This window comes from Gemmatimonas aurantiaca T-27 (genome assembly GCF_000010305.1).
In the GTDB taxonomy this organism is placed as follows: Bacteria; Gemmatimonadota; Gemmatimonadetes; order Gemmatimonadales; family Gemmatimonadaceae; genus Gemmatimonas; species Gemmatimonas aurantiaca.
Genome location: NC_012489.1, coordinates 2,064,071 through 2,085,557, shown reverse-complemented (window position 1 = coordinate 2,085,557; position 21,487 = coordinate 2,064,071). Strand labels below are relative to the sequence as shown.

15 protein-coding genes and 1 riboswitch are annotated in these 21,487 nt (G+C 63.9%); of the genes, 14 read left to right on the top strand and 1 reads right to left on the bottom strand.

Annotated features, from left to right (window positions below):
* The first annotated feature begins 18 nt into the window (after window positions 1-18).
* The 11 genes from accD to GAU_RS08950 all read left to right on the top strand — a co-directional run bounded on the left by accD (window position 19) and on the right by GAU_RS08950 (window position 14,930).
* Window positions 19-888, top strand: a complete 870-nt coding sequence (accD, locus tag GAU_RS09000) for an acetyl-CoA carboxylase, carboxyltransferase subunit beta (RefSeq protein WP_012683245.1) — start codon at window positions 19-21, stop codon at window positions 886-888.
* Window positions 889-932: 44 nt separating this feature from the next.
* Window positions 933-2,246: a bifunctional folylpolyglutamate synthase/dihydrofolate synthase gene (locus GAU_RS08995; RefSeq protein WP_052574335.1), complete on the top strand. Its 1,314-nt coding sequence runs from the start codon at window positions 933-935 to the stop codon at window positions 2,244-2,246.
* Between the two features lie 9 nt (window positions 2,247-2,255).
* Complete coding sequence (hisS, locus tag GAU_RS08990) at window positions 2,256-3,560, top strand: histidine--tRNA ligase (RefSeq protein ID WP_012683243.1); 1,305 nt, start codon at window positions 2,256-2,258, stop codon at window positions 3,558-3,560.
* A complete protein-coding gene (proS, locus tag GAU_RS08985; RefSeq protein WP_012683242.1) occupies window positions 3,557-5,026 on the top strand; it encodes a proline--tRNA ligase in 1,470 nt (489 codons plus the stop codon). Before hisS ends, proS begins: the two co-directional genes overlap by 4 nt.
* Before the next feature lie 17 nt (window positions 5,027-5,043).
* Window positions 5,044-6,315, top strand: a complete 1,272-nt coding sequence (lysA, locus tag GAU_RS08980; protein WP_012683241.1) for a diaminopimelate decarboxylase — start codon at window positions 5,044-5,046, stop codon at window positions 6,313-6,315.
* Window positions 6,315-6,827, top strand: coding sequence for a metallophosphoesterase family protein (locus tag GAU_RS08975; protein WP_012683240.1), 513 nt, complete (start codon window positions 6,315-6,317; stop codon window positions 6,825-6,827). The genes lysA and GAU_RS08975 overlap by 1 nt, the downstream gene beginning before the upstream one ends.
* Window positions 6,827-8,368, top strand: coding sequence for a glutamine-hydrolyzing GMP synthase (gene guaA / locus GAU_RS08970; RefSeq protein WP_012683239.1), 1,542 nt, complete (start codon window positions 6,827-6,829; stop codon window positions 8,366-8,368). Before GAU_RS08975 ends, guaA begins: the two co-directional genes overlap by 1 nt.
* Before the next feature lie 119 nt (window positions 8,369-8,487).
* Window positions 8,488-8,701: riboswitch (cobalamin riboswitch) on the top strand.
* Between the two features lie 109 nt (window positions 8,702-8,810).
* The gene (locus GAU_RS08965; RefSeq protein ID WP_012683238.1) at window positions 8,811-11,684 is read left to right on the top strand and encodes a ribonucleoside-diphosphate reductase subunit alpha; all 2,874 of its coding nucleotides are present in this window, start codon (window positions 8,811-8,813) and stop codon (window positions 11,682-11,684) included.
* Window positions 11,645-12,796 carry a ribonucleotide-diphosphate reductase subunit beta gene (locus tag GAU_RS08960; protein ID WP_083765554.1) on the top strand — a complete coding sequence of 384 codons (1,152 nt, stop codon included), beginning with the start codon at window positions 11,645-11,647 and terminating at the stop codon, window positions 12,794-12,796. The genes GAU_RS08965 and GAU_RS08960 overlap by 40 nt, the downstream gene beginning before the upstream one ends.
* Window positions 12,797-13,003: 207 nt before the next feature.
* Entirely contained in the window at window positions 13,004-13,981 is a 978-nt protein-coding gene (coaA, locus tag GAU_RS08955; protein ID WP_012683236.1) for a type I pantothenate kinase, read from the top strand.
* Between the two features lie 13 nt (window positions 13,982-13,994).
* A complete protein-coding gene (locus GAU_RS08950; RefSeq protein ID WP_012683235.1) occupies window positions 13,995-14,930 on the top strand; it encodes a pirin family protein in 936 nt (311 codons plus the stop codon).
* A gap of 10 nt (window positions 14,931-14,940) precedes the next feature.
* Here GAU_RS08950 and GAU_RS08945 read toward each other — a convergent pair whose 3' ends face one another.
* Complete coding sequence (locus GAU_RS08945) at window positions 14,941-15,678, bottom strand: pentapeptide repeat-containing protein (RefSeq protein ID WP_012683234.1); 738 nt, start codon at window positions 15,676-15,678, stop codon at window positions 14,941-14,943.
* Between the two features lie 125 nt (window positions 15,679-15,803).
* Between GAU_RS08945 and GAU_RS08940 the strand changes: the two genes are divergently transcribed.
* The 3 genes from GAU_RS08940 to GAU_RS20715 all read left to right on the top strand — a co-directional run bounded on the left by GAU_RS08940 (window position 15,804) and on the right by GAU_RS20715 (window position 21,475).
* On the top strand, window positions 15,804-17,378 hold the full coding sequence (locus GAU_RS08940) for an amidohydrolase family protein (protein WP_169307640.1): 1,575 nt from the start codon (window positions 15,804-15,806) through the stop codon (window positions 17,376-17,378).
* A 21-nt stretch (window positions 17,379-17,399) separates the two neighbouring features.
* Complete coding sequence (locus GAU_RS08935) at window positions 17,400-18,761, top strand: MATE family efflux transporter (RefSeq protein WP_012683232.1); 1,362 nt, start codon at window positions 17,400-17,402, stop codon at window positions 18,759-18,761.
* Between the two features lie 110 nt (window positions 18,762-18,871).
* A complete protein-coding gene (locus GAU_RS20715; RefSeq protein WP_052574333.1) occupies window positions 18,872-21,475 on the top strand; it encodes an ATP-binding protein in 2,604 nt (867 codons plus the stop codon).
* Window positions 21,476-21,487: the final 12 nt, after the last annotated feature.

Genomic DNA, 21,487 nt, shown 5'->3' with positions numbered 1-21,487 from the left:
ACCAATCTTTCGTGGTCTATGGCCTGGTTTCGGAAGGAAAAAAAGCCCCGTCAGCCCCGACGCGTCCGCCTCGAAATCCCACCTGATACGTGGGAGAAGTGCGAAGCGTGCGGGCACACAGACATCCGCGACAACTTCCTGCGGAATCTCAACGTCTGTCCGTCCTGCGACTTTCATCGCCGCGTCCGAGCGTGGGAATTTGCCTCGTTCCTCATCGATGACGGCTCGCTGAACGAAGTCGGTGGTGAACTGCGTTCGATCGATCCGCTCGGATTTCCGGACTATCCGGCGCGACTCAAGAAAGCGCTCACCAATGCCGGTGACACCGACGCCATCCTCACGGTGACCGGTTTGCTGGAAGGCATGCCGGTGGGCATCGCGATCATGGATTTTGCGTTCATGGGCGGTTCGATGGGCTCGGTGGTCGGTGAGAAGATCGCCCGACTTGGCCAGCGCTCGCTCGAGAAAAAGCATCCGCTCGTGATCCTTTCGGCGTCCGGTGGTGCCCGCATGCAGGAGGGCATTCTTTCCCTCATGCAGATGGCCAAGGCGTCCGCGGTGTTGTCGCAGTTGGCGGAGCGGCGCATTCCGTATATCTCCGTGCTCACCAACCCCACCACGGGCGGCGTGAGCGCGAGTTATGCCATGCTCGGTGACGCCATCCTGGCCGAACCCGGCGCGGTCATCGGCTTTGCCGGCCCGCGGGTCATCAAGCAGACGTTGGGTCAGGACTTGCCGGAAGGCTTCCAGACCGCCGAGTTCCTGCTCGAGAAGGGGATGGTCGACAGCGTGGTGCACCGCAAGGAACTGAAGTCCACGCTCTCGCGCCTGCTGCGCCATATGACCGGTCGTCCGGCAGCACAGGCCCAGACCCAGCAGGAAGGCTGATACTGTCCGCAGTGGACCCGCTGAACCCCATCCGGGGCGTCCCGGTGACCGAGGCGCCACAGGCGATGGACTCGGCGTATCACGAAGCGCTTGAACGGCTCTTTGCCCGGACCGGTGGTGCCTGGCGCCTCGGCCTGGAGCGGGTGGCCGAGCTGCTGTCGCGGCTGGGCGATCCGCATCGACGCTACCCCGTGTTCCACATTGCCGGCACGAATGGCAAGGGCAGCACGGTAGCGACCCTCGACGCGCTGCTGCGTGGCGCGGGTCGCAAAGTGGGGCGATACACGTCGCCCCATCTGGTCGATTTTGCGGAACGGGTGGTGGTGAATGGCGAGCCGATGTCGCATGCCGCCATCACCGAATGGCTCGTCACCCACGAGCCGCTACTGACCGAGCTCGGCGCGACCTTCTTCGAAGCCACGACGGCGATGGCCCTGTCGCACTTCGCGAACGAGGCCGTCGATGTGGCCATCATCGAGGTAGGCCTTGGCGGGCGTCTCGACGCCACGAATATCGTGGAGCCGATTGCCGCGGCGGTCACGCAGATCGGCTTCGATCACCTCGAGTTTCTGGGGGACACCCTGGAAGCGATTGCCGGGGAAAAGGCCGGGATCTTCAAGCCCGGTGCGGCGGCGGTGGTGGGAGACACCCGTCCAGCCATTCGGGACATGCTGCAGGCCCGCGCCGAGGGGGTGGGGAGCGGACCGGTGTTGGTAACGGGCCGGGACTGGCAGGTGGACGACATCGTGGTCGACGCACAGGGCACATCGTTTACCCTCGCCGTGGCGGATGGCGCCGGCCACCACACCCGTCGCCTGACGACGCCGCTGGTGGGGCAGTTCCAGGCGCACAATGCGTCCGTGGCGCTGGCCCTGCTGCGCAGCGCCGGCGGCCCTTGGGCGGAAATCGAGCGGAATGCCAGCCGCTATCTGGCCGACGTACGGATCGCCGGGCGATTTCACCGTTCACCACCGTGGCTGTTCGACGTGGCGCACAATCCGGACGGCGCAGCGACGGTCGTGGCCAATCTGCTCGCCGTGGGTGTGCCACATCCGCTCACGGCCGTGGTGTGCGTGCTGCGCGACAAGGACTGGCGCGGCATCCTGCAGGCCGTGTCCCGAGCCGCCGAACGCATCCTGGTGACCATGGCTCCCACGGCACCGGCCAACCGAACGTGGAATCTCGACGACGTCATGGCATGGGCCGAAGCCGAAGGGCTGCCGGTCCAGCGCTACGACGATTTCGACCGGGCGCTGTCGGAGGCGCAGGTGGGGGCGGCGACCGTGCTGGTGACCGGCTCCTTTCACACTGTCGGCGACGCGATGGAGCGGTTGCAGGTCGATCCGCTGGCTCGGTAGCTTACTTGGATGTCACACAAGCCGCTCCCGGGTTTCCGAGACTTCTACCCAGACCAGTTCGCCGAGCGAGCCCACATCTTCGACACCTGGCGCCGCATCGTGCGGCGCTATGCGTTTCAGGAGTACGATGGGCCGCCGCTCGAGCCACTCGAACTCTACACGCAGAAGAGTGGCGACGAGATCGTCACGCAGCTCTACAACTTCGTCGACAAGGGTGAGCGTCCGGTGGCCATGCGCCCCGAGATGACACCCACGTTCGCGCGCATGGTTGGCGCACGCGCGCAGGCGCTGCGCAAGCCGGTGCGTTGGTTCTCGCTGCCGCAGCTCTTCCGCTACGAGCGCACGCAGAAGGGTCGCCTGCGTGAGCACTTCCAGCTCAACGTCGACATCGTCGGTGAAGCCGATGTGATGACCGATGCGGAACTCGTGTCGGTGGCCATCGAGATCATGCGTGCCTTCGGGCTCACGCACACCGATGTGCGCGCGCGCGTGAGCGATCGCCGGTTGCTCAACGGACTGCTGGAGCATCTCGCGATCGCCGAACCGACGTGGCCCGCCGTGTATGCGGTGCTGGACAAACTCGAGCGACAGCCGCGCGAGGTGTCGGCCGAGAAGCTCGCCGAGGCCGGCATTGCCGGCGATACGGCTGAAGTGATTCTCGGCTTCACGTCGCTCGACTTTGCGACGGTGCAGGCACGCTATGGTGATGCGCCGGCGGTGAAACCGCATCTCGATCGCTTCGCGCAGTATCTCGCGCATTGTGATGCGCTGGGCGTGGGCGCGTGGATGCGCTTCGATCTCACGATCGTGCGTGGTCTCGCGTACTACACGGGCATCGTGTTCGAGCTGTTCGACAACGTTGGCGAGTTTCGCGCCATCTGCGGCGGCGGTCGGTACGACAATCTGCTCAAGTCGCTGGGGGGCACCGATCTGCCGGCATTGGGCTTTGGCATGGGTGACGTGGTGATCGGCGAATTGCTGCGCTCACGAGGCCTGCTGCAGGTGTCCGCGACGCCGCCAGCGTATTGGGTGGCGCAGTCACCGGACGCTCCGGATGCACCGGCCGCTGCACTGCGCACGGCGTCGGCGCTGCGTAGCGCCGAGTGCATCGTGGAATACGCCCTCAAGTCCCAGAAGCTCGACAAACAACTCGAGGCCGGGCGCAAGGCTGGCGCCGGTGCCTTTGTCATCGTCGATCCGTCGAGCGCCGATGCGCCGTGGCGCATTCGCCGCGCCGGCCATGACGACCAGACGTTCTTCACGCTCGAGGCCCTGACGGCCTGGGCGTCCTCGCATTCCGGAACACCCGCATGAGCGACGACAAGAAGCTGACCACCCGCGCTGACAACTTCAGCGACTGGTACAACGAACTGGTACTGCGTTCCGAACTGGCCGACTACTCGCCAGTGCGCGGCTGCATGGTGATCCGTCCGTGGGGCTATGGCATCTGGGAGCGCATGCAGCGCGCGCTCGATGACATGTTCAAGGCCACCGGCCACGTGAACGCGTACTTCCCGTTGTTCATCCCGGAGAGCTTCCTGTCGAAGGAAGCCGAGCACGTGGAGGGCTTTGCGCCCGAGTGCGCGGTGGTGACGATGGGTGGTGGCAAGCAGCTCGAAGAACGACTCGTGGTGCGCCCCACCTCGGAAACGATCATCTACTCGATGTTCGCCAAGTGGGTGCAGAGCTATCGCGACCTGCCGTTGCTGTACAACCAGTGGGCCAACGTGGTGCGCTGGGAAATGCGCACGCGGTTGTTCCTGCGCACGATGGAATTCCTCTGGCAGGAAGGCCACACGGCCCATGCCACGCACGACGAGGCCGAAGAAGAGACACGTCGCATGCTGGGCGTGTATCGCACGTTCATGGAAGAGTACATGGCCATGCCCGTGATCACCGGCCAGAAGACGGACGCCGAGAAGTTTGCCGGCGCGCTGCGCACGTACTGCACCGAAGCCATGATGCAGGACAACAAGGCGTTGCAGGCGGGCACGTCACACAACCTCGGCCAAAATTTCGCCAAGGCGTTCGACCTGACGTTCCAGAACGAAGCAGGGCAGCAGGATCACGCGTGGAACACGAGCTGGGGCGTGTCCACACGCATGATCGGCGGCCTGGTGATGACGCACAGCGACGATGCGGGCTTGCGCCTGCCGCCGCGCCTTGCGCCCACACAGATGGTCATCGTGCCCATCTGGAAGACGGATGAAGAGCGCGCCGCGACCATCGAAGCCGCCAAGCGCATCGCCGAAGACCTGGGCAGCTTCAAGCGCCCCGATCACGAGCGCATTCGTGTGCATGTGGACGAGCGCGTCGGCATCAAGCCGGGCGCCAAGTACTATCACTGGGAACTGCGCGGTGTGCCCCTGCGCATGGAGATCGGCCCGCGTGATCTGGCGTCGTCGAGCGGCATGCTCGTGCGCCGCGACACGCGTGAGAAGCGCTCCATCGCGTTCGATGTGCTGCGTACCGAACTGCCGGTCATTCTCGACACCATCCAGGCGGACATGCTGGCTGCGGCACGTGAGCGCCTCGAAGCCAACAGCCACCGTGGTGACATCACCTATGATCGATTCAAGGAGATCATGGACGGCCCCGGTGGATTCGTGTACGCGGGCTGGAACGGTGACCCGGCCGTGGAGCAGCGGGTGAAGGAAGAGACGAAGGCGACGATCCGCTGTATTCCGGATGCGGAGTTCCGCTCGCCGAACGCGCCGACGACGTGCATGGTGACGGGTGAACCCGCCAAGTACGAAGTCATCTGGGCGCGTTCGTACTGACCGGCGACCACCAAGCGATGTCAGACTCCGGATTTGATCGTCGGCAGGGCGTGCTGCACGCGGAAGGCGTGCCACTGCCGACGATCGCGGCGGCTGTGGGAACGCCCGCCTATGTGTATTGCGCCGGCACCATTCGTGCGCGGTACGAGCGGCTCGCCCATGCCTTCGAGGGCGTGCCGCATCGCATTCACTTCGCGATGAAGGCCAACTCCAACCTCGCCGTGCTGCGCCTGCTGCAGGAGCTCGGTGCGGGCGTGGACATCGTCTCAGGCGGCGAGTTGTATCGCGCGCGCGAGGCCGGCTTCACGGGCCGCGATGTGGTGTTCAGCGGCGTTGGCAAGACCGTGCAGGAAATCGAGCAGGCGCTCGATGATCGGGTGTTGCTGATCAACGTGGAGTCTGAGGCGGAGCTCGTCACCATCGACGCCGTGGCAGCCCGCAAGGGTGTGGTGGCACCGATTGCCATCCGGGTGAACCCCGAGGTAACGGTGGAGACACCACACGCCTACATCCGCACCGGCGAGAAGGGGCAGAAGTTTGGCATCCCGCGCGACGACATCACGCGTCTGGTGTCCCTCATCCGCGAACTGCCGCACATTGCGCTGCGCGGCCTGGGCATGCACCTCGGCTCGCAGATCGGGAACGCCGATCCGCTGCGTGATGCGCTGCCACGTCTGTTGGTAGCCGTGGAAGCGGCACGTGCCGAAGGACACGACGTGCGCTACCTCGATGTGGGTGGTGGACTGTCGGTGCCATACGAACCCGACGAACGCGATGCCGACGTGGAGGACTACGCGCAGATCGTGCGCGCTGCCGCCACGGAAACCGGATTGACCTTGTTGCTCGAACCCGGCCGGTACATTGTGGCCGAAGCAGGCACGCTGCTGACGCAGGTGTTGTATCGCAAGCACGCGGCCGGCAAGGACTTCATTGTCACCGATGCCGGCATGAGTGATCTCATCCGGCCGGCGCTGTATCAGGCGTATCACGCCATCGAAGCGGTGGTGGATACGACCCGCACGATCACCGCCGATGTGGTTGGACCCATTTGCGAATCAGGCGACTTCTTCGCCAAGAATCGCGAACTGCCCGATGTGTCGGCCGGCGAGTTGCTCGCCATCCGCACCACCGGCGCGTATGGCTACACCATGACGTCGAATTACAATTCCCGTCCGCGTGCCGTGGAAGTGCTCGCCGACGGTTCCCGCTTTGCCATCATCACGGAACGCGAGCGCTACGAGGATCTCGTGCGACTCGAGCGTGCCCACCTCCAGTGGAGAACCACCTGATGCGTATCGGCCTGTTGTCGGATACCCACGATCGTGTGCCGGCCGTTCGCGCGTTGTTGGAGCAGATGGTGCAGGGAGGTGTCTCGCTGGTCATGCACGCTGGCGACTACTGCTCCCCGTTTGTGCTGCAACCGTTCCAGGACCTGTCGCTGCCGTTGCTTGGCGTATTCGGCCGCAATGATGGTGATCGCGACGCGCTCGTCGCGGCCGCGAACTCCGGCTTTGGTGCCGCCGAATTGTTCGAGTCCCCCCACTCGTTCGACCTGGGCGGCAAGTCGGTGCTGCTCATTCACGATCTCGCCGATGTGCATCAGCGTTCCATCGATGGACATGAGGTGATCGTGCACGGCTTCACCCACGTGCCGGAAATGAAGTCGCGTGGTGATTCACTGTTGGTCAGCCCGGGCGAAGCCTGTGGCTGGCTGCATGGGGCGCCGACGGGCGCCATCCTCGATCTCGATACCAAGGCCGTCGAGTTCCTCAAGCTCACCGGTCCGGAGTGGAAGTTCTGATGAACAGCCGTATCCTCATCCTCGATTGTGGTTCGCAGTTCACACAGCTCATCGCCCGCCGTGTGCGCGAAGCGCGTGTGTACTCCGAAATCCATCCGCCCACCAAGTCACTCGACTGGATCCGGGCCTGGAAGCCCACCGGCATCATCCTGTCGGGCGGGCCGAGTTCCGTCACCGATGAGGGTGCGCCCACCATTCCGCCGGCGCTGCTCGATGTCGCACCCGTGCTGGGGGTGTGCTACGGCATGCAGCTCATCGCGCACCTCGAAGGTGGTTCGGTGGTGGGTGGTGGTCGTCGTGAGTACGGCCGCGCCGAAGTGACGGTGGATGAAGCGTCGGGCATGTTTGCCGGCTTCACAGCGGGTGAGAAGACTACGGTGTGGATGAGCCACGGCGATCATGTGGAGCAGGTGCCGCCGGGCTACGTGGCTACGGCACACAGCGGCAACACCTGCGCCGGGTTCCGTCACAAGACCAAGCCCATTCATGCCGTGCAGTTCCACGCCGAGGTACATCACTCGGCGCGTGGCGCGGAGATCATCGAGAACTTCCTGTTCGATATCTGTCACTGCGCGCCCGATTGGACACCTGGTCATTTCATCGACCTCGAAGTGGCCAAGATCCGTGAGATGGTCGGTGACCGTCAGGTGATCTGCGGCCTGTCCGGCGGCGTGGATTCGAGCGTGGCAGCGGCACTGGTACACAAGGCCATCGGTGATCAGCTCACCTGCATCTTCGTGGACACCGGTCTGCTGCGCCTGCATGAACGCGAGCAGGTGGAACGCACGATGCGTGCCCACCTGGGCATCAAGCTCATCACGGTGCGCGCCGAGGACCGCTTCCTGAACGGGCTGGCTGGCGAAGGCGACCCGGAGAAGAAGCGCAAAATCATCGGGCACACGTTCATCGACGTGTTCGAGGATGCATCGGCCGAGGCCGGGAAGAACGCCGAGTTCCTGGTGCAGGGCACACTGTATCCCGACGTGATCGAGTCGGTGAGTGCCAAGGGTGGTCCGTCGGCGACCATCAAGACGCACCACAACGTGGGTGGCCTCAAGCCGGACATGAAGTTCAAGCTCATCGAACCACTGCGCGAACTGTTCAAGGACGAAGTGCGCAATGTGGGCCGCGAGCTGGGTCTGCCCGAAGAGATGGTGGGTCGCCACCCGTTCCCGGGGCCTGGTCTCGCCATTCGTGTGCTGGGTGAAGTCACGCCGCATGCGCTCGATGTGCTGCGCCGCTCCGATGCGATCTATCTCGAAGAGATTCGTGCAGCGGGTTTGTATCCCGACATCTGGCAGGCGTTTGCGGTGTTCCTGCCGGTCAAGTCCGTGGGGGTGATGGGCGACGGGCGCACCTACGAAAACGTGGTGGCACTGCGTGCGGTGACCAGCACCGATGGCATGACGGCGGACTGGTATCCGTTCCCGTATGAAGTGCTCGGACGCATTTCGAATCGCATCATCAACGAAGTCGATGGTGTGAATCGGGTGGTGTATGACATCAGCTCGAAGCCGCCGGCGACGATCGAGTGGGAGTAGGCTCCGTCGCGGTTCGCTGAACGCGTGGACGCGGTATGGCTGAGCGGCCTGGGCCGGTAACGGTTCGGGCCGCTCGTCAATCCGGTAAAAAACCTGCTTGCTTTCGCGAACCGGAGCCGCAATAATCAGCCAGCGTTTGGTTCCCCGGATTATTCCGATCCGGGGTGAAAAGGGAATCCGGTGCGGCGCATTTGTGTGCCTATTCCGGGGCTGCCCCCGCAACTGTAAGCGGTGAGCACCTGTCGATCACGGTCACTGGCATAGGACGCCGGGAAGGCCAGACAGGGGCGTCGACCCGCGAGCCAGGAGACCTGCCAGCGCGCGATTTCACGTCCTCGGGCGGGGTGCCCCGGGTGATCGTCGGTCACGCGATGCGCGCCCTGTGCCGCTCGTACCTGACCCGATCCCTGCCTCCCCTCGTCCAGCACTCACGGGGGTTTCGATGGCAATCTCGCACGGTGTCAGTGAGACGCGTTTCGGCGCGTATTCCGCGGGCAATGGGTCCCGTCCTGCCGACCTGACCTTCCAGGTCATCCGCCGCAACCGCACCCTGTCGCCCTTCGATCCATCGAAGATCGCGGTGGCCATGACCAAGGCCTTCGTGGCCGTTGAAGGGTCCAGCGCCGCAACCTCGGCGCGTGTGCGCGACATTGTCGAACGACGGTGTGTCAGCGTGGTGGAGGCACTGACCCGCCATGCCGATGCGCAGCGCGCCTTGCACATCGAAGAGATCCAGGACCAGGTCGAACTGGCCCTGATGCGCGGTGGTCACCACAAGGTGGCTCGCGCCTACGTGCTCTATCGCGAAGAACGCGCTCGGCTGCGGCGTGAGTCCGGCGCGGAAGAAACCACACCCGGCGTTGCCACGAGCACGGTGCGGTTCCGCACGGCCACCGGCGAACTGCGCACCATCGACCAGGGCCACCTCGGTCTCGTCATCGACGATGCGTGTGATGGCCTCGACGGTGTGTCTGCCGTGTCGGTGCTCGACGAGACGCTGCGCAACATCTACGACGGCATCACGGCCGACGAGCTGTCGCTGGCGCCCATTCTGGCTGCCCGCACGCTCGTGGAGACAGAGCCGAACTACGCCTACGTGAGCGCGCGCCTCTTGCTCGAGCGCCTGCGCGCCGAGGTGTTGAGCGGCATTCATGGGCAAGAGGTAGAAGCGCGTCCGGCAGATATGACGCGGCACTATGTCGACTACTTCCCGTTGTTCGTGGCCCGTGGCATCGACACGGGCCTGCTCGATCCGGAGCTCGCGCGCTTCGACCTGCATCGTCTCGCGTCGGCGTTGCGCCCCGAGCGAGACCTCGCGTTCCGATACCTCGGCCTGCAGACGCTGTACGATCGCTACCTGCTGCACAACGACGGTGTGCGCCTCGAGTTGCCACAGACGTTCTTCATGCGGGTGGCCATGGGACTGGCCCTGCGCGAAGTGGACCGCGAAGCGCGCGCGATCGAGTTCTACGAGCTGCTGTCGTCGTTCGATTTCATGTGCTCCACGCCAACCCTGTTCAACTCGGGCACTCCGCGGGCGCAGCTCTCGTCGTGTTTCCTCACCACGGTGCCCGACGACCTGGACGGCATCTTCAAGAGTGTGAAGGACAACGCGCTACTGGCCAAGTACTCCGGCGGTCTGGGCAACGACTGGAGCCGCGTGCGTGGCCTGGGCTCGTACATCCGGGGCACCAATGGACGCTCGCAGGGTGTGGTGCCGTTCCTCAAGGTGGCCAACGATACCGCGGTGGCCGTCAATCAGGGTGGTAAGCGCAAGGGTGCGGTGTGTGCCTACCTCGAGACGTGGCACATCGACATCGAGGACTTCCTCGACCTGCGCAAGAACACGGGTGATGATCGGCGTCGCACCCACGATATGAACACGGCGAACTGGATTCCCGACCTGTTCATGCAGCGGGTGGAAGAAGACGGCGATTGGACGCTGTTCTCTCCCGATGAAGTGCCGGACCTGCACGACCTGTACGGCCGGGCGTTTGCCGAACGCTATGTGCAGCACGAAATCCGTGCCGAGCGTGGCGAGGTGACGGTGCACAAGCGCGTGAAGGCAGTGGACCTGTGGCGCCGGATGCTCACCATGTTGTTCGAGACCGGTCACCCGTGGATCACGTTCAAGGATCCGTGCAACCTGCGCTCGCCGCAGCAGCACACGGGCGTGATTCACTCGTCGAACCTGTGCACCGAAATCACACTCAACACCTCGGACTCCGAAGTGGCGGTGTGCAACCTCGGCTCGGTGAATCTGGCCAACCATATCAGTGGTGGTGGCATCGATCGCGCGCGGCTGGCCAACACGGTGCGTACCGCCGTGCGCATGCTCGACAATGTCATCGACATCAACTTCTACACCATCCCGGAAGCACGTCGTTCGAACCTGCGGCATCGGCCCGTCGGTCTCGGGATCATGGGCTTCCAGGACGCGTTGCACATGCTGCGCGTGCCCTATGCCTCGGAAGCAGCCATCCGCTTTGCCGATGAGAGCATGGAGTTCCTGAGCTACGAGGCTATTGCGGCGTCGTCGGATCTCGCAGTGGAGCGGGGCAGCTACGGCTCGTTCAACGGTTCGCTGTGGCAGCGCGGCATCCTGCCGATCGATTCGCTGGCACTGCTCGATGCCTCCCGCGAAGGTCGGCTCGAGTGTGATCGTTCGTCGCGCCTCGACTGGAGCAGCCTGCGGGAACGTGTGCAGACGCAGGGCATCCGCAATTCGAATCTGCTGGCCATTGCCCCGACGGCGACCATCTCCAACATCTGCGGTGTGTCGCAGTCCATCGAGCCGTCGTATCGCAATCTGTTCGTGAAGTCGAACATGTCCGGCGAGTTCACCGAGGTGAACGAATACTTGGTGCAGGACCTCAAGAGCCGCGGTCTGTGGGACGAGGTGATGGTCGGTGACCTCAAGTACTTCGATGGCAGCCTGGGTCCGATCGATCGTGTGCCGGAAGATCTCAAGCAACTGTACATGACAGCCTTCGAAGTGGATTGTGCATGGCTCATCGAAGCCGCCGCACGCCGCCAGAAGTGGATCGATCAGGCGCAGTCGCTCAACCTGTACGTGGCGCGGCCGAACGGCCGTCAACTGGACACGTTGTACCGGCTGGCGTGGCGTCGTGGGCTCAAGACCACCTACTATCTCCGCTCGCAGGCGGCCACGCACGTGGAGAAGAGCACGCTCACGCGCACCGACGGCAAGCTCAATGCGGTTGCCGTGGCAGCGGCGCAGACGGTGAGCGCCATCGAAGCCGTGACGGCGCCCGCATGCTCCATCGACAATCCGGATTGCGAGGCCTGCCAGTGATCGACGCCACCACGGACTCCACCACGGACTCCACCACACATGACGCCTCGCTGGCCGACCTGGCCACGGGGCTCGGCGAGATCGATCGTCACGGCGGACGCGTACGCGTCGACGACAAGGCGATGATCAATTGCCGCGCCGACGTGAACCAGCTACTGCCACTCAAGTACCGGTGGGCCTGGGAGAAGTATCTCAGTGGCTGCAACAATCACTGGATGCCCACCGAAGTGTCCATGCAGGCCGACCTGGCCATCTGGCGCTCACGGGACGGCCTCACGGACGACGAACGTCGCGCCATCAAACGCAACCTCGGGTTCTTTGCAGCATCCGAATCGCTGGTGGCCAACAACATCGTGCTGGCGATCTATCGCCACCTCACCAACCCCGAGTGCCGACAGTACCTGCTGCGTCAGGCCTTCGAAGAGGCGATTCACACGCACACCTTCCAGTACATCTGCGAGAGTCTCGGCCTCGATGAGGGCGAACTCTTCAACATGTACCGTGAAGTGCCGTCGATCACGGCCAAGGCGGCCTGGGCGCTCAAGTACACCCAGCACCTGGCGGACCCGGGGTTCAGCACGGGCACGCCGGAGACGGATCAGGCCTTCCTGCGTGATCTGGTGGCGTTCTACGTGGTGTTCGAAGGCATGTGGTTCTATACCGGCTTCGCGCAGATCCTGTCGCTTGGCCGCCGCAACAAGATGGTGGGCATCGCGGAGCAGTATCAGTACATCCTGCGCGACGAATCCATCCACCTGAATTTCGGCATCGACGTGATCAATCAGATCAAGGTCGAAAATCCCCATCTGTGGAGCGCCGCCTTCCAGGAAGAAGTGCGGCAGATGCTGGCCGAAGCGTGCGAGCTGGAAGTGGCGTACGGCCGCGATACCATGCCACGGGGCTTCCTCGGTCTCAATGCTGCGCTGTGCGAGACGTACATGCATTTCATCACGAACCGGCGGTGTGCGCAGCTTGGGTTGGCTCCGGTGTTTCCTGAAACGGACAATCCATTCCCATGGATGTCGGAGGCGATCGATCTCAAGAAGGAGAAGAACTTCTTCGAGACACGCGTGATCGAGTATCAGAACGGCGGGGCGCTCAAGTGGGACTGAGAGTTTCCCGTACCGCCTGTTGCCGGTCGTGCAGCAGGCGGTACGAGTAGCCCGATACGACGGGAATTGCCTCAGGAGAGCGGGTTGCGCCACCGGTAGCCTGCACGAACATTTCCCGGATGCGCCTACCAACGAAGTCGTCTGGTGTCCAGGACATGGTCGAAGCGAAAGAACCGAGCGGTCGGGCCGCGCACGGCGCGCGGCTTGATGCTTGACGTGATGCCGCAGGGCACCTCCGGCGCGCCGGCGTCTTCACTGCCGCGTCTGGCGCCGCCGTATGTGATTTTCGACCGCGAGCATTGGGCGACCCTGCGCGCCGAGACCCCGTTGGCGCTGTCGGAAGCCGAACTGCTGGCGCTGGCTGGCGTGAACGATCCCACGTCACTCAGCGACGTGACCGAGGTATTCCTGCCTCTGGTGCGCTTGATTGAGCTCCACATGGCCGCCGCCCGCAGCCTGCGTCACATGGTGGACGGGGCGTTTGTGGGACAATGGCGCGCCACGGCGCCGTACGTGATCGCCATTGCCGGCAGTGTGGCCGTGGGCAAAAGCACCTTCGCACGCCTCCTGCGAGCAGTGCTGGGCCAAAGCCAGAATCGTCCTCGCGTCGAGCTCGTTACCACGGATGGCTTTCTCCAGCCGACCCAGGTGCTGCAGGCGAATGGGCTCATGGAGCGCAAAGGGTTTCCGGAAAGCTATGATCTGCGAAAGATGCTGGCCTTTCTGGAGGGGTTGAAGTCGGGCGAATCGCAACTGCGGATTCCCACTTACTCGCATGAAGCCTACGACGTGGTGCCCGGGGAATTTCAGGTCGTCGACCGTCCGGACATCCTGATCTTCGAAGGCCTGAATGTCCTGCAGACGGCGAACAGTCTGGTGGCGGTGGCTTCGGACTTTTTTGACTTCACGATTTATCTGGATGCCGATACCGCGACGATCGAGGAGTGGTATGTCGATCGCTTCCTGAAGCTGCAGCGCACGGTGTTCCAACGCGAAGCCTCCTACTTCCATCACTACAAAGACCTGACACCAGAGGCCGCGGCCAAGGTGGCCCGCGATATCTGGCGTCGGATCAACCTTCCGAATCTGGAAGAGAATATCGAGCCGACACGCCGACGCGCCCGTGTGGTGATGCGAAAGGGGAGTGATCACCGGGTCGAGGAGATCTGGCTACGCCAGACCTGAGCGAGGGCACGTTGTGAGTTGGAATCCTGCACTGGAGCCCGGGTGTCCGTCTCCCGGTGACCTGGACGCGATCGAGACGGTGATCGTGCCCCGGGCGCGTGACATCGGCCGATTCGAGGTACGCCGTGCCTTGCCTGCCCCCAGCCGGCAGATGGTTGGTCCCTTCATCTTCTTCGACCAGGTCGGTCCGGCGGAGCTGTTGACGGGGCACGGTGTGGATGTGCGTCCCCATCCGCACATCGGCCTGGGTACCGTCACGTACCTTTTCCAGGGTGAGTTCCACCACCAAGACAGCATCGGCACCAATCAGGTGATCACGCCCGGCGCCGTGAACTGGATGGTGGCCGGCAAGGGCGTCACACACTCGGAACGCACGCCCGCGTTGCATCGCCAGCACCCCAACCGACTCTTCGGCATCCAGACCTGGGTGGCGCTACCGGAAAGCGACGAGGACATGCTGCCCACGTTTTCGCATCATGGGGTCGATGCATTGCCCGTGATCGAAGATGCCGGCACATCGGTGCGCCTGATCCTCGGCCACGCGTATGGCCAGCAGGCACCCGCGCACTTGTACTCCGATGCCTTTTACGCGGATGTCGTGCTGCAACCGCATGCACGGCTGCCGTTGCCCGATGACCACGAGGATCGCGGCATCTACGTGGTGGAAGGTTCGCTGGTGGTCGCCGGTCAGACGTTCGAGGCCCAGCGCATGATGGTGTTTCGCCCTGGCGACGCACTCGCCGTCACGGCCGGACCGCGTGGAGCACGCCTCATGCTGCTCGGCGGCGCGACCCTCAACGGTCCCCGCTACATCTGGTGGAACTTCGTCTCCTCGCGCCGCGACCGGATCGAGTCGGCCAAAGAGGACTATCGGCGTGCCCGGTGGGGGCAGGGGTTGTTCGACCTTCCACCAGACGATCGCGACGAGTTCATGCCGCTACCGGAATAAGGTACATCCCTCAATCGGGGTGCACGTCGAGCCCCATGGCTGACAAGAGTGGGAACTGTTGACTCCCCGTGATCACCAGCCCCTCGAAACTGCTCAGTGACTGCAGGTTGAGCCCGTCGATCGTTGCCCCACGCACATCGGCGCGCGCGAGTCTCGCGCCATCGAGGGCGGCCCGTGTGAGATCGGCATCGCGCAGATCCGTGTCCTCGAGATCCGCCTGATGCAGCACCGCCTCGCGGAACCGACTTTCGCGCAAATCGCCTTCGCGCAGTCGCAAGCCGTTGAGGTTTGCAAATTCAAAATTGCAGTCGGTCATCCAGCCCGCCCATTTCACGATCTTGCGCGAAAAGCCGCGCGAGAACTCGACTCGCACAAACGCGCTGCCACGCAAGTTGCAGCTCGTCAGCCGCAGGCAATAGAGATCGCAGCGCTCGAACCGGACGAACGACAGATCACAGCGCTCGAATCGCGCCTGCTCCATACGCGAGAGCGAAAAATGGGCACCGGTATGACCGGCATCGTCCGTGAAGTCACACTCGACGAAGTGACTGTCCCGGAACTCCACGTTCGCAAAATGACACCGCACAAAGCGACACCGCATGAAACGTGACGCCTCGAAGCGGGTGCCGGCGAAGCGCACGTCGACAAACGTGCACGCCTCGAATGTGGAACCCGTGAGATCGAGATCGGCGAAGCGTTCCTGCGACAGGTCCTCACCATGAAGACGGCTTTCGGGTGCGAGTGGCATGACAAGAGGATAGCGGCGAGCTGCAGTGACGGACTGACGTGTTCTGCAATTTCGCGTTATCCTCGGGGATTCGCGACGTGCCGCCCATGCCGGCGAGCCCCTTCCATTTCCTCCGGATACGCATCATGGCGTTCTCCCTGACCACGTCCTGCTTCGTTGCACGCAGTGCCCCGCGTCGCGTGCCCCGCGCGATCCTCGCCACGGTGGTGGCGTCGGCGATGGTGTCGACGAGCGCCCTGCTCGTGGCGGCGGACGTGCTGGCTGCGCAGACCGCGCCGACCCACGGGGTGCGGCCGCGTCGTCTGGTCATTCGCGGCGCCATTGTGGTGGAAGGCAACGGCACGCCGGCCGAGGGCCCGAAGGACATCATCATTGAAGGCAATCGCATCACGCAGATTGTCGGTATCGATCCGGCGGCCATTCGCAACGGCACCGCGCGTCGGCCCGCGGCCGATGTGGAAATCGATGCCAGCGGCAAGTACGTGGTGCCAGGCCTGATCAACCTGCATGGGCATGTACAGGACGAGCGCGCCGGCCAGGCGCAGCCGCTCGAGTACCAGTTCAAGCTGTGGCTGGGCATGGGCGTGACCACGGTACGTGATGTGTCCAGTGAAACGCCCAAGACCCTGCAGCTCCGTGCGCGCAGTCTCGCCGGCGAAGTGATGGCGCCGCGTTTCTACGTGTATGCGCGCTATGCCTACATGCCGGTGCCGCGCAACGAAGTCGAGGCCCGCCAGCGCGTGCGCGACCTCAAGACACAGGGTGTGGATGGACTCAAGCTCTTTGGCATGGACAAGGACGTATATGGGCCCGTACTCGACGAAGCCAAAAAGCAGGGGCTGCGCGTGGCGCACCACATGGCCGTGGACGAGACCAATGCGCTCGATGCGGCAGCCAATGGTCTGACGAGTCTCGAGCACTGGTATGGGGTGCCCGACGCCGCCATCCCCGATGGGGTGCAGCAGTTCCCATCCAACTTCAACTACGCCGATGAAGGCATGCGCTTCCGCCTCGCCGGTCGACTCTGGCGTGAAGCCGAGCCGGCACGCCTGCAGGAAGTGTTGAAAGCGATGGTGAAAGGGGGCGTGGCCTGGAACCCGACGCTCGACATCTACGAGGCGAGCCGCGATCTCCAGCGCGCGGAAACGCAGCCCTGGTATGCGCAGTACCTGCACCCCACCCTCGAGAAGTACTTCAAGCCCGATCTCTCCAACCATGGCTCGTACTTCGCCAACTGGAGCAGCACCGACGAAGCGTTCTGGAAAGAGAACTACCGCATCTGGTTTGGCGCCGTGCGTGACTTCGAGCGTCTTGGCGGGGTAGTCGGAGCAGGAGAAGACGCGGGCTTCATCTATCAGGTGTACGGCTTCGGTCTGATCCGGGAGCTGGAACTGCATCAGGAAGCCGGTTTCCCTACCTTGAAGGTCCTGCAGCATGCCACGGCCAACAATGCGTTGATCCTTGGGCAACAGGAAAACCTTGGCCGTGTGCGTCCCGGATACCTGGCCGACCTCGTCGTGCTCAATGGCAATCCGCTCGAAGACCTGAAGGTGTTTTATCCGCCGCGTGCCGATGCGGCGGCCGGTCCGGGAGGTGGTGTGGCCTGGACCATCAAAGATGGCATTCCCTACGATGCGCAGCGTCTGTTGCGCGAAGTTCGTGAGCTCGTGAGCACCGCCAAGCGGGGCTCTTCGCGCTAAGCATTTTTCGCCTTACTCCCGATGCAGCTCTCACGCGGGTGGCAGCGCGACCTGCGTGAGATGGCGCAGGTTGCCGCGCCCATCGTTCTGATCAATGTGGGTATCCAGGCCATGGGCGTTGTCGACGCCATCATGGTCGGCAAACTCGGCGGCGCCGCCATCGCGGCCGTGGCCCTGGGCAATTTTTACTTCTTCAACATCAGCGTCTTCGGCATCGGGCTGCTGTTCGCCATCGACCCGGTGGTGGCACAGGCGGTCGGTGCCGGTGATCATGCCGCCGCCTCACGCGGTGTGCAGCGCGGACTGCTGCTGGCCACCGCAGCGGCCGTCGTGGTCACCCTCGCGCTCATGCCGGGCGAGTGGTTGTTGGGTGCGCTGGAGCAGCCGCCGGACGTCATCGGCGAAACCGCCGTGTATGCCCGCCGCCGCGCCATCGGTGCGCTGCCATTTTTCCTGTTCACGGTCTTTCGGCAGACGCTGCAGGCGATGGGGCCGGTGCGCCCGATCATCATCGCGGCGCTCGTGGCCAATCTCGTGAATGCGGCGGTGAACTGGCTGCTGATTTTTGGGAACCTCGGATTTCCGGCGCTTGGTGTGGCGGGTGCGGGTTATGCCACGGCCATTTCGACATGGGTGATGATGTTCATGTTGCTGTGGCTGGCCTGGCCGCTGCTGCGTGACAAAGTGCGCCCCTGGTACCCGGAAAGCTGGCAGTGGACCCCCTTCGCCCGGATGGTGCGCATCGGTGTGCCCATCGGCACCCAGTGGTTCTTCGAGAGCTTTGCGTTTGGCCTGACGGCGCTCTTCATGGGCTGGATGGGCACGGCCTCACTCGCCGGTCACGAAATCGCCCTCAACATGGCCGCCATGACGTTCATGGTGCCGCTGGGCATCTCCGGTGCCGCCTCCGCCGTGGTGGGGCGTGCCATCGGCCGCGGAGACGTGACCACGGCTCGCCGAGACGCTGCCGCGGCCATTGTGTGCGGCGTGGGCTTCATGTGCCTGAGCGCGGTGGTGTTCATCCTCTTTCCTCGCGAACTGGCCACGCTGTACACCACCGAGGCCGCCACCGTGGCGGTGGCCGTAGCTCTCATCCCCTTGGCGGGCTGGTTCCAGGTCTTTGATGGCCTGCAGGCGGTCACCAGCGGGGTGTTACGCGGCACCGGCGACACACGGGTGCCCGCCGTGCTGCACATGATCGCTTTCTGGGGGATCGGGGTGCCGCTGGGCGCCTACCTGGGCTTTCGCACCCCCATGCGTGAGCGGGGCTTCTGGGTGGGGCTGGTGGCCGGCCTGGCGGCAGCGGCCATTCTGCAGAGTCTGCGGGTATACTGGCGTATGCGCCGGGATCTCCGGCGTGTGGTGATCGATACTCACCTCTAGGTGAGATTTCTTGGCCGCCTCTGTACCGTCGTCAGATGTGATCCATCGGACCGGGTATGTGTCCTTGGTGCTCTGGCGAGCTCGGCGCGGCACCACTAGCGTCACCAGCGATGGCCTCCCCGTCCAACCGCTTCGTCCCCAAGCCCTTCCGGGCGGGTATCCGCCGGCGCCTGTTCCTCCTGGCGCTGTCGCTGACGTTGCCGATCGCGCTGATCTCGCTGGTGCGGGCCGTGGAACGGTGGCGGAGTGAACAGGAACTGTTGGCCGAGCGCAGCCTGGCCACCGCTCGGCGGGCGGCGCAGTTGTTCGATGCCGACGTCAATGCCGTGCACACGATTCTGGCGTCCGTGTCCCGACTGCTCAGGATCGAGGACCCGCCGGAACGCAATGATTCGCTGCTGCGCCATGTGTTCGATGAGACGAGCATCAATCTCACCAACGTGTTCATCACGGACACATTGGGCGACATACATGGCTCACTGCGGCGGGCCGCAATGGGGCCGGCGCTGCCGAACATGGCCAATACCGAGCCATTCCAGGAGGTAATGCGCACGCGTCGGTACGCGGTGGGACGTGCCAGGCGCTCGGTGGTGCTGGCCGACACGGGATGGGTGCTGCCTCTCACCATGCCCATCCTTTCAGAGAACAGCGCCAGGCCTCTGGGCATCGCCGGTGCTTCGATCGCCGTGGATTCGCTGGCTGCAATACGCCTGGTGCGGGATCTGCCCGAGGGATCCGTGCTCACCGTGCTCACGAGCGGTGGTGATGTGCTTCTGCGCAGCGCCGAGCTGGATACATGGCTCAAGCAGTCCCCGGGTGATTCGTCGATGATGGCGCTGGACTTTGCCCACCCGGACGCCGTGCAGGAGGTGAAATCGCTCGACGGGACCAATCGGCTGGTCGCGCACGCACCGCTGGCCTCCACCGATGGGCTTTTGTATATCGGCATTCCGGTGTCGGCCACGCTGGAAGTCGCGCGACGACAGTTTCTGCTGGATCTGTTCATCGGCCTGATGGGCACACTGGTCTTCATCGGATTTGCGTTGTTCACCGCGCGTCGCATCACCGACCCATTGCTGGCGCTCTCCGAGGTGGCTGGTGATCTGGCGGCGGGCGATCGGGATCGCCGCGCCAATGTGCGCAGTGGTGATGAAATCGAGGCATTGGCCCATTCGCTCAATCGGCTGGCCGATACGGTCAGCGATCGCGAACGGGCCCTCGAAGCCAGCGAGGCACGATACCGGCATCTGTTCTCCACGAGTCCGCTGCCGATGCTGACGTGGCGTCTCACGGATGGCCGCATCGAACAGGCCAATGACGCCGCAGGGGTCTTCGTGGGCGCCAGTGAAGTAGGCGCCGACACGCGGGTGCTCGATCTCATCGTCGAAGACGAGCGGGACGCGTTCGCCGAACTGCCGCTGCCCGATGTCGCCTCCACGATGCGCGCTGGCACGTGGACGTTGCGCGATCGATGGGGAGGACGCCGTCAGGTGGAGTTGTTCGTGGGCGCCATCGAGCGAGAACACGAGACGGTGGCGGTGGGCATCATGATCGATGTGACGGAGCGTCGTCGAGCCGAAGCCGAACTGGAACAGTCACGCGAACAATTGCGGCAGGCGCAGAAACTCGAGGCACTCGGCGCATTCGCCGGTGGTATCGCGCACGATTTCAACAACTATCTGTCGGCAATCGCCACCAACGCGGAATTGCTGCGCGATGAATTGCCGCTGCTGTCATCACATCGACTGGAAGCAAGTGAGATTCTCGGGGCCGCCCAACGGGCATCCGCCCTCACGCGGCAGATTCTCGTGTTCAGTCGTCGACAGGTGGTGCACGATGAACGCCTCGATGTGAACTCGGCCATCCACGCGTTGCGGCGCTTGTTGTCCCGCTTGGTGGGCGAACAGATCGAAGTGCGCATCACCGTCGCGCCGGATGCGCCGCGCGTGATGTTCGATCATGGGCGTCTCGAGCAGGTGTTGATGAACCTTGCCGCCAATGCGCGTGATGCCATGCCTGCCGGTGGCTGTCTCACGATCAGCACCGAGCGCACCACCGCTGGTGACTTGCGTCTTCGGGTGAGTGACTCCGGTGCCGGCATTCCGCCTGAGGTGCTGCCGCGGGTCTTCGAACCGTTCTACACGACCAAAACCCGTGAGCGTGGCACCGGCCTCGGCCTCGCGATGGTGTACAGCATCGTGACGGCCGCGCGTGGTGAAATCGTGGTCACGTCGGATGTGGGGCAGGGCACGGAGATCGTCATCACGTTCCCGGGCATTGCCGACGTGGAGACTCCCCATGAAGTGAATCCCGTTGCCAGTGATCCGTCCGGTGGCACTGAGCACATTCTGCTGGTGGAGGATGATGGCGCCGTGCGAAAGGCCACCACGTCATTGCTCACGCGGGCCGGGTATCGGGTGACGGCAGCGGACAGCGCCTTCGCGGCGTGGGAACTGCTCGAGGCCATGCCAGAGCCGCCGGACATGGTGCTCAGCGATGTGGTGATGCCGCAGGTGTCAGGACCGGAGTTCGCGGCGCGGGTGGCAGTGCAGTATCCCACCATCCCTGTGCTGTTCATGAGCGGCTACGCCGATGACGACGCGGTCATGCAAGGGATTGCCAGCAACTCACTGCATTTTGTTGCCAAGCCATTCAGCGCCGGCCAATTGCTCGGCGCTGTCCGTCGACTGCTGGATGAAGTGCGGTCCGCCTGAGGGCATTCTCCC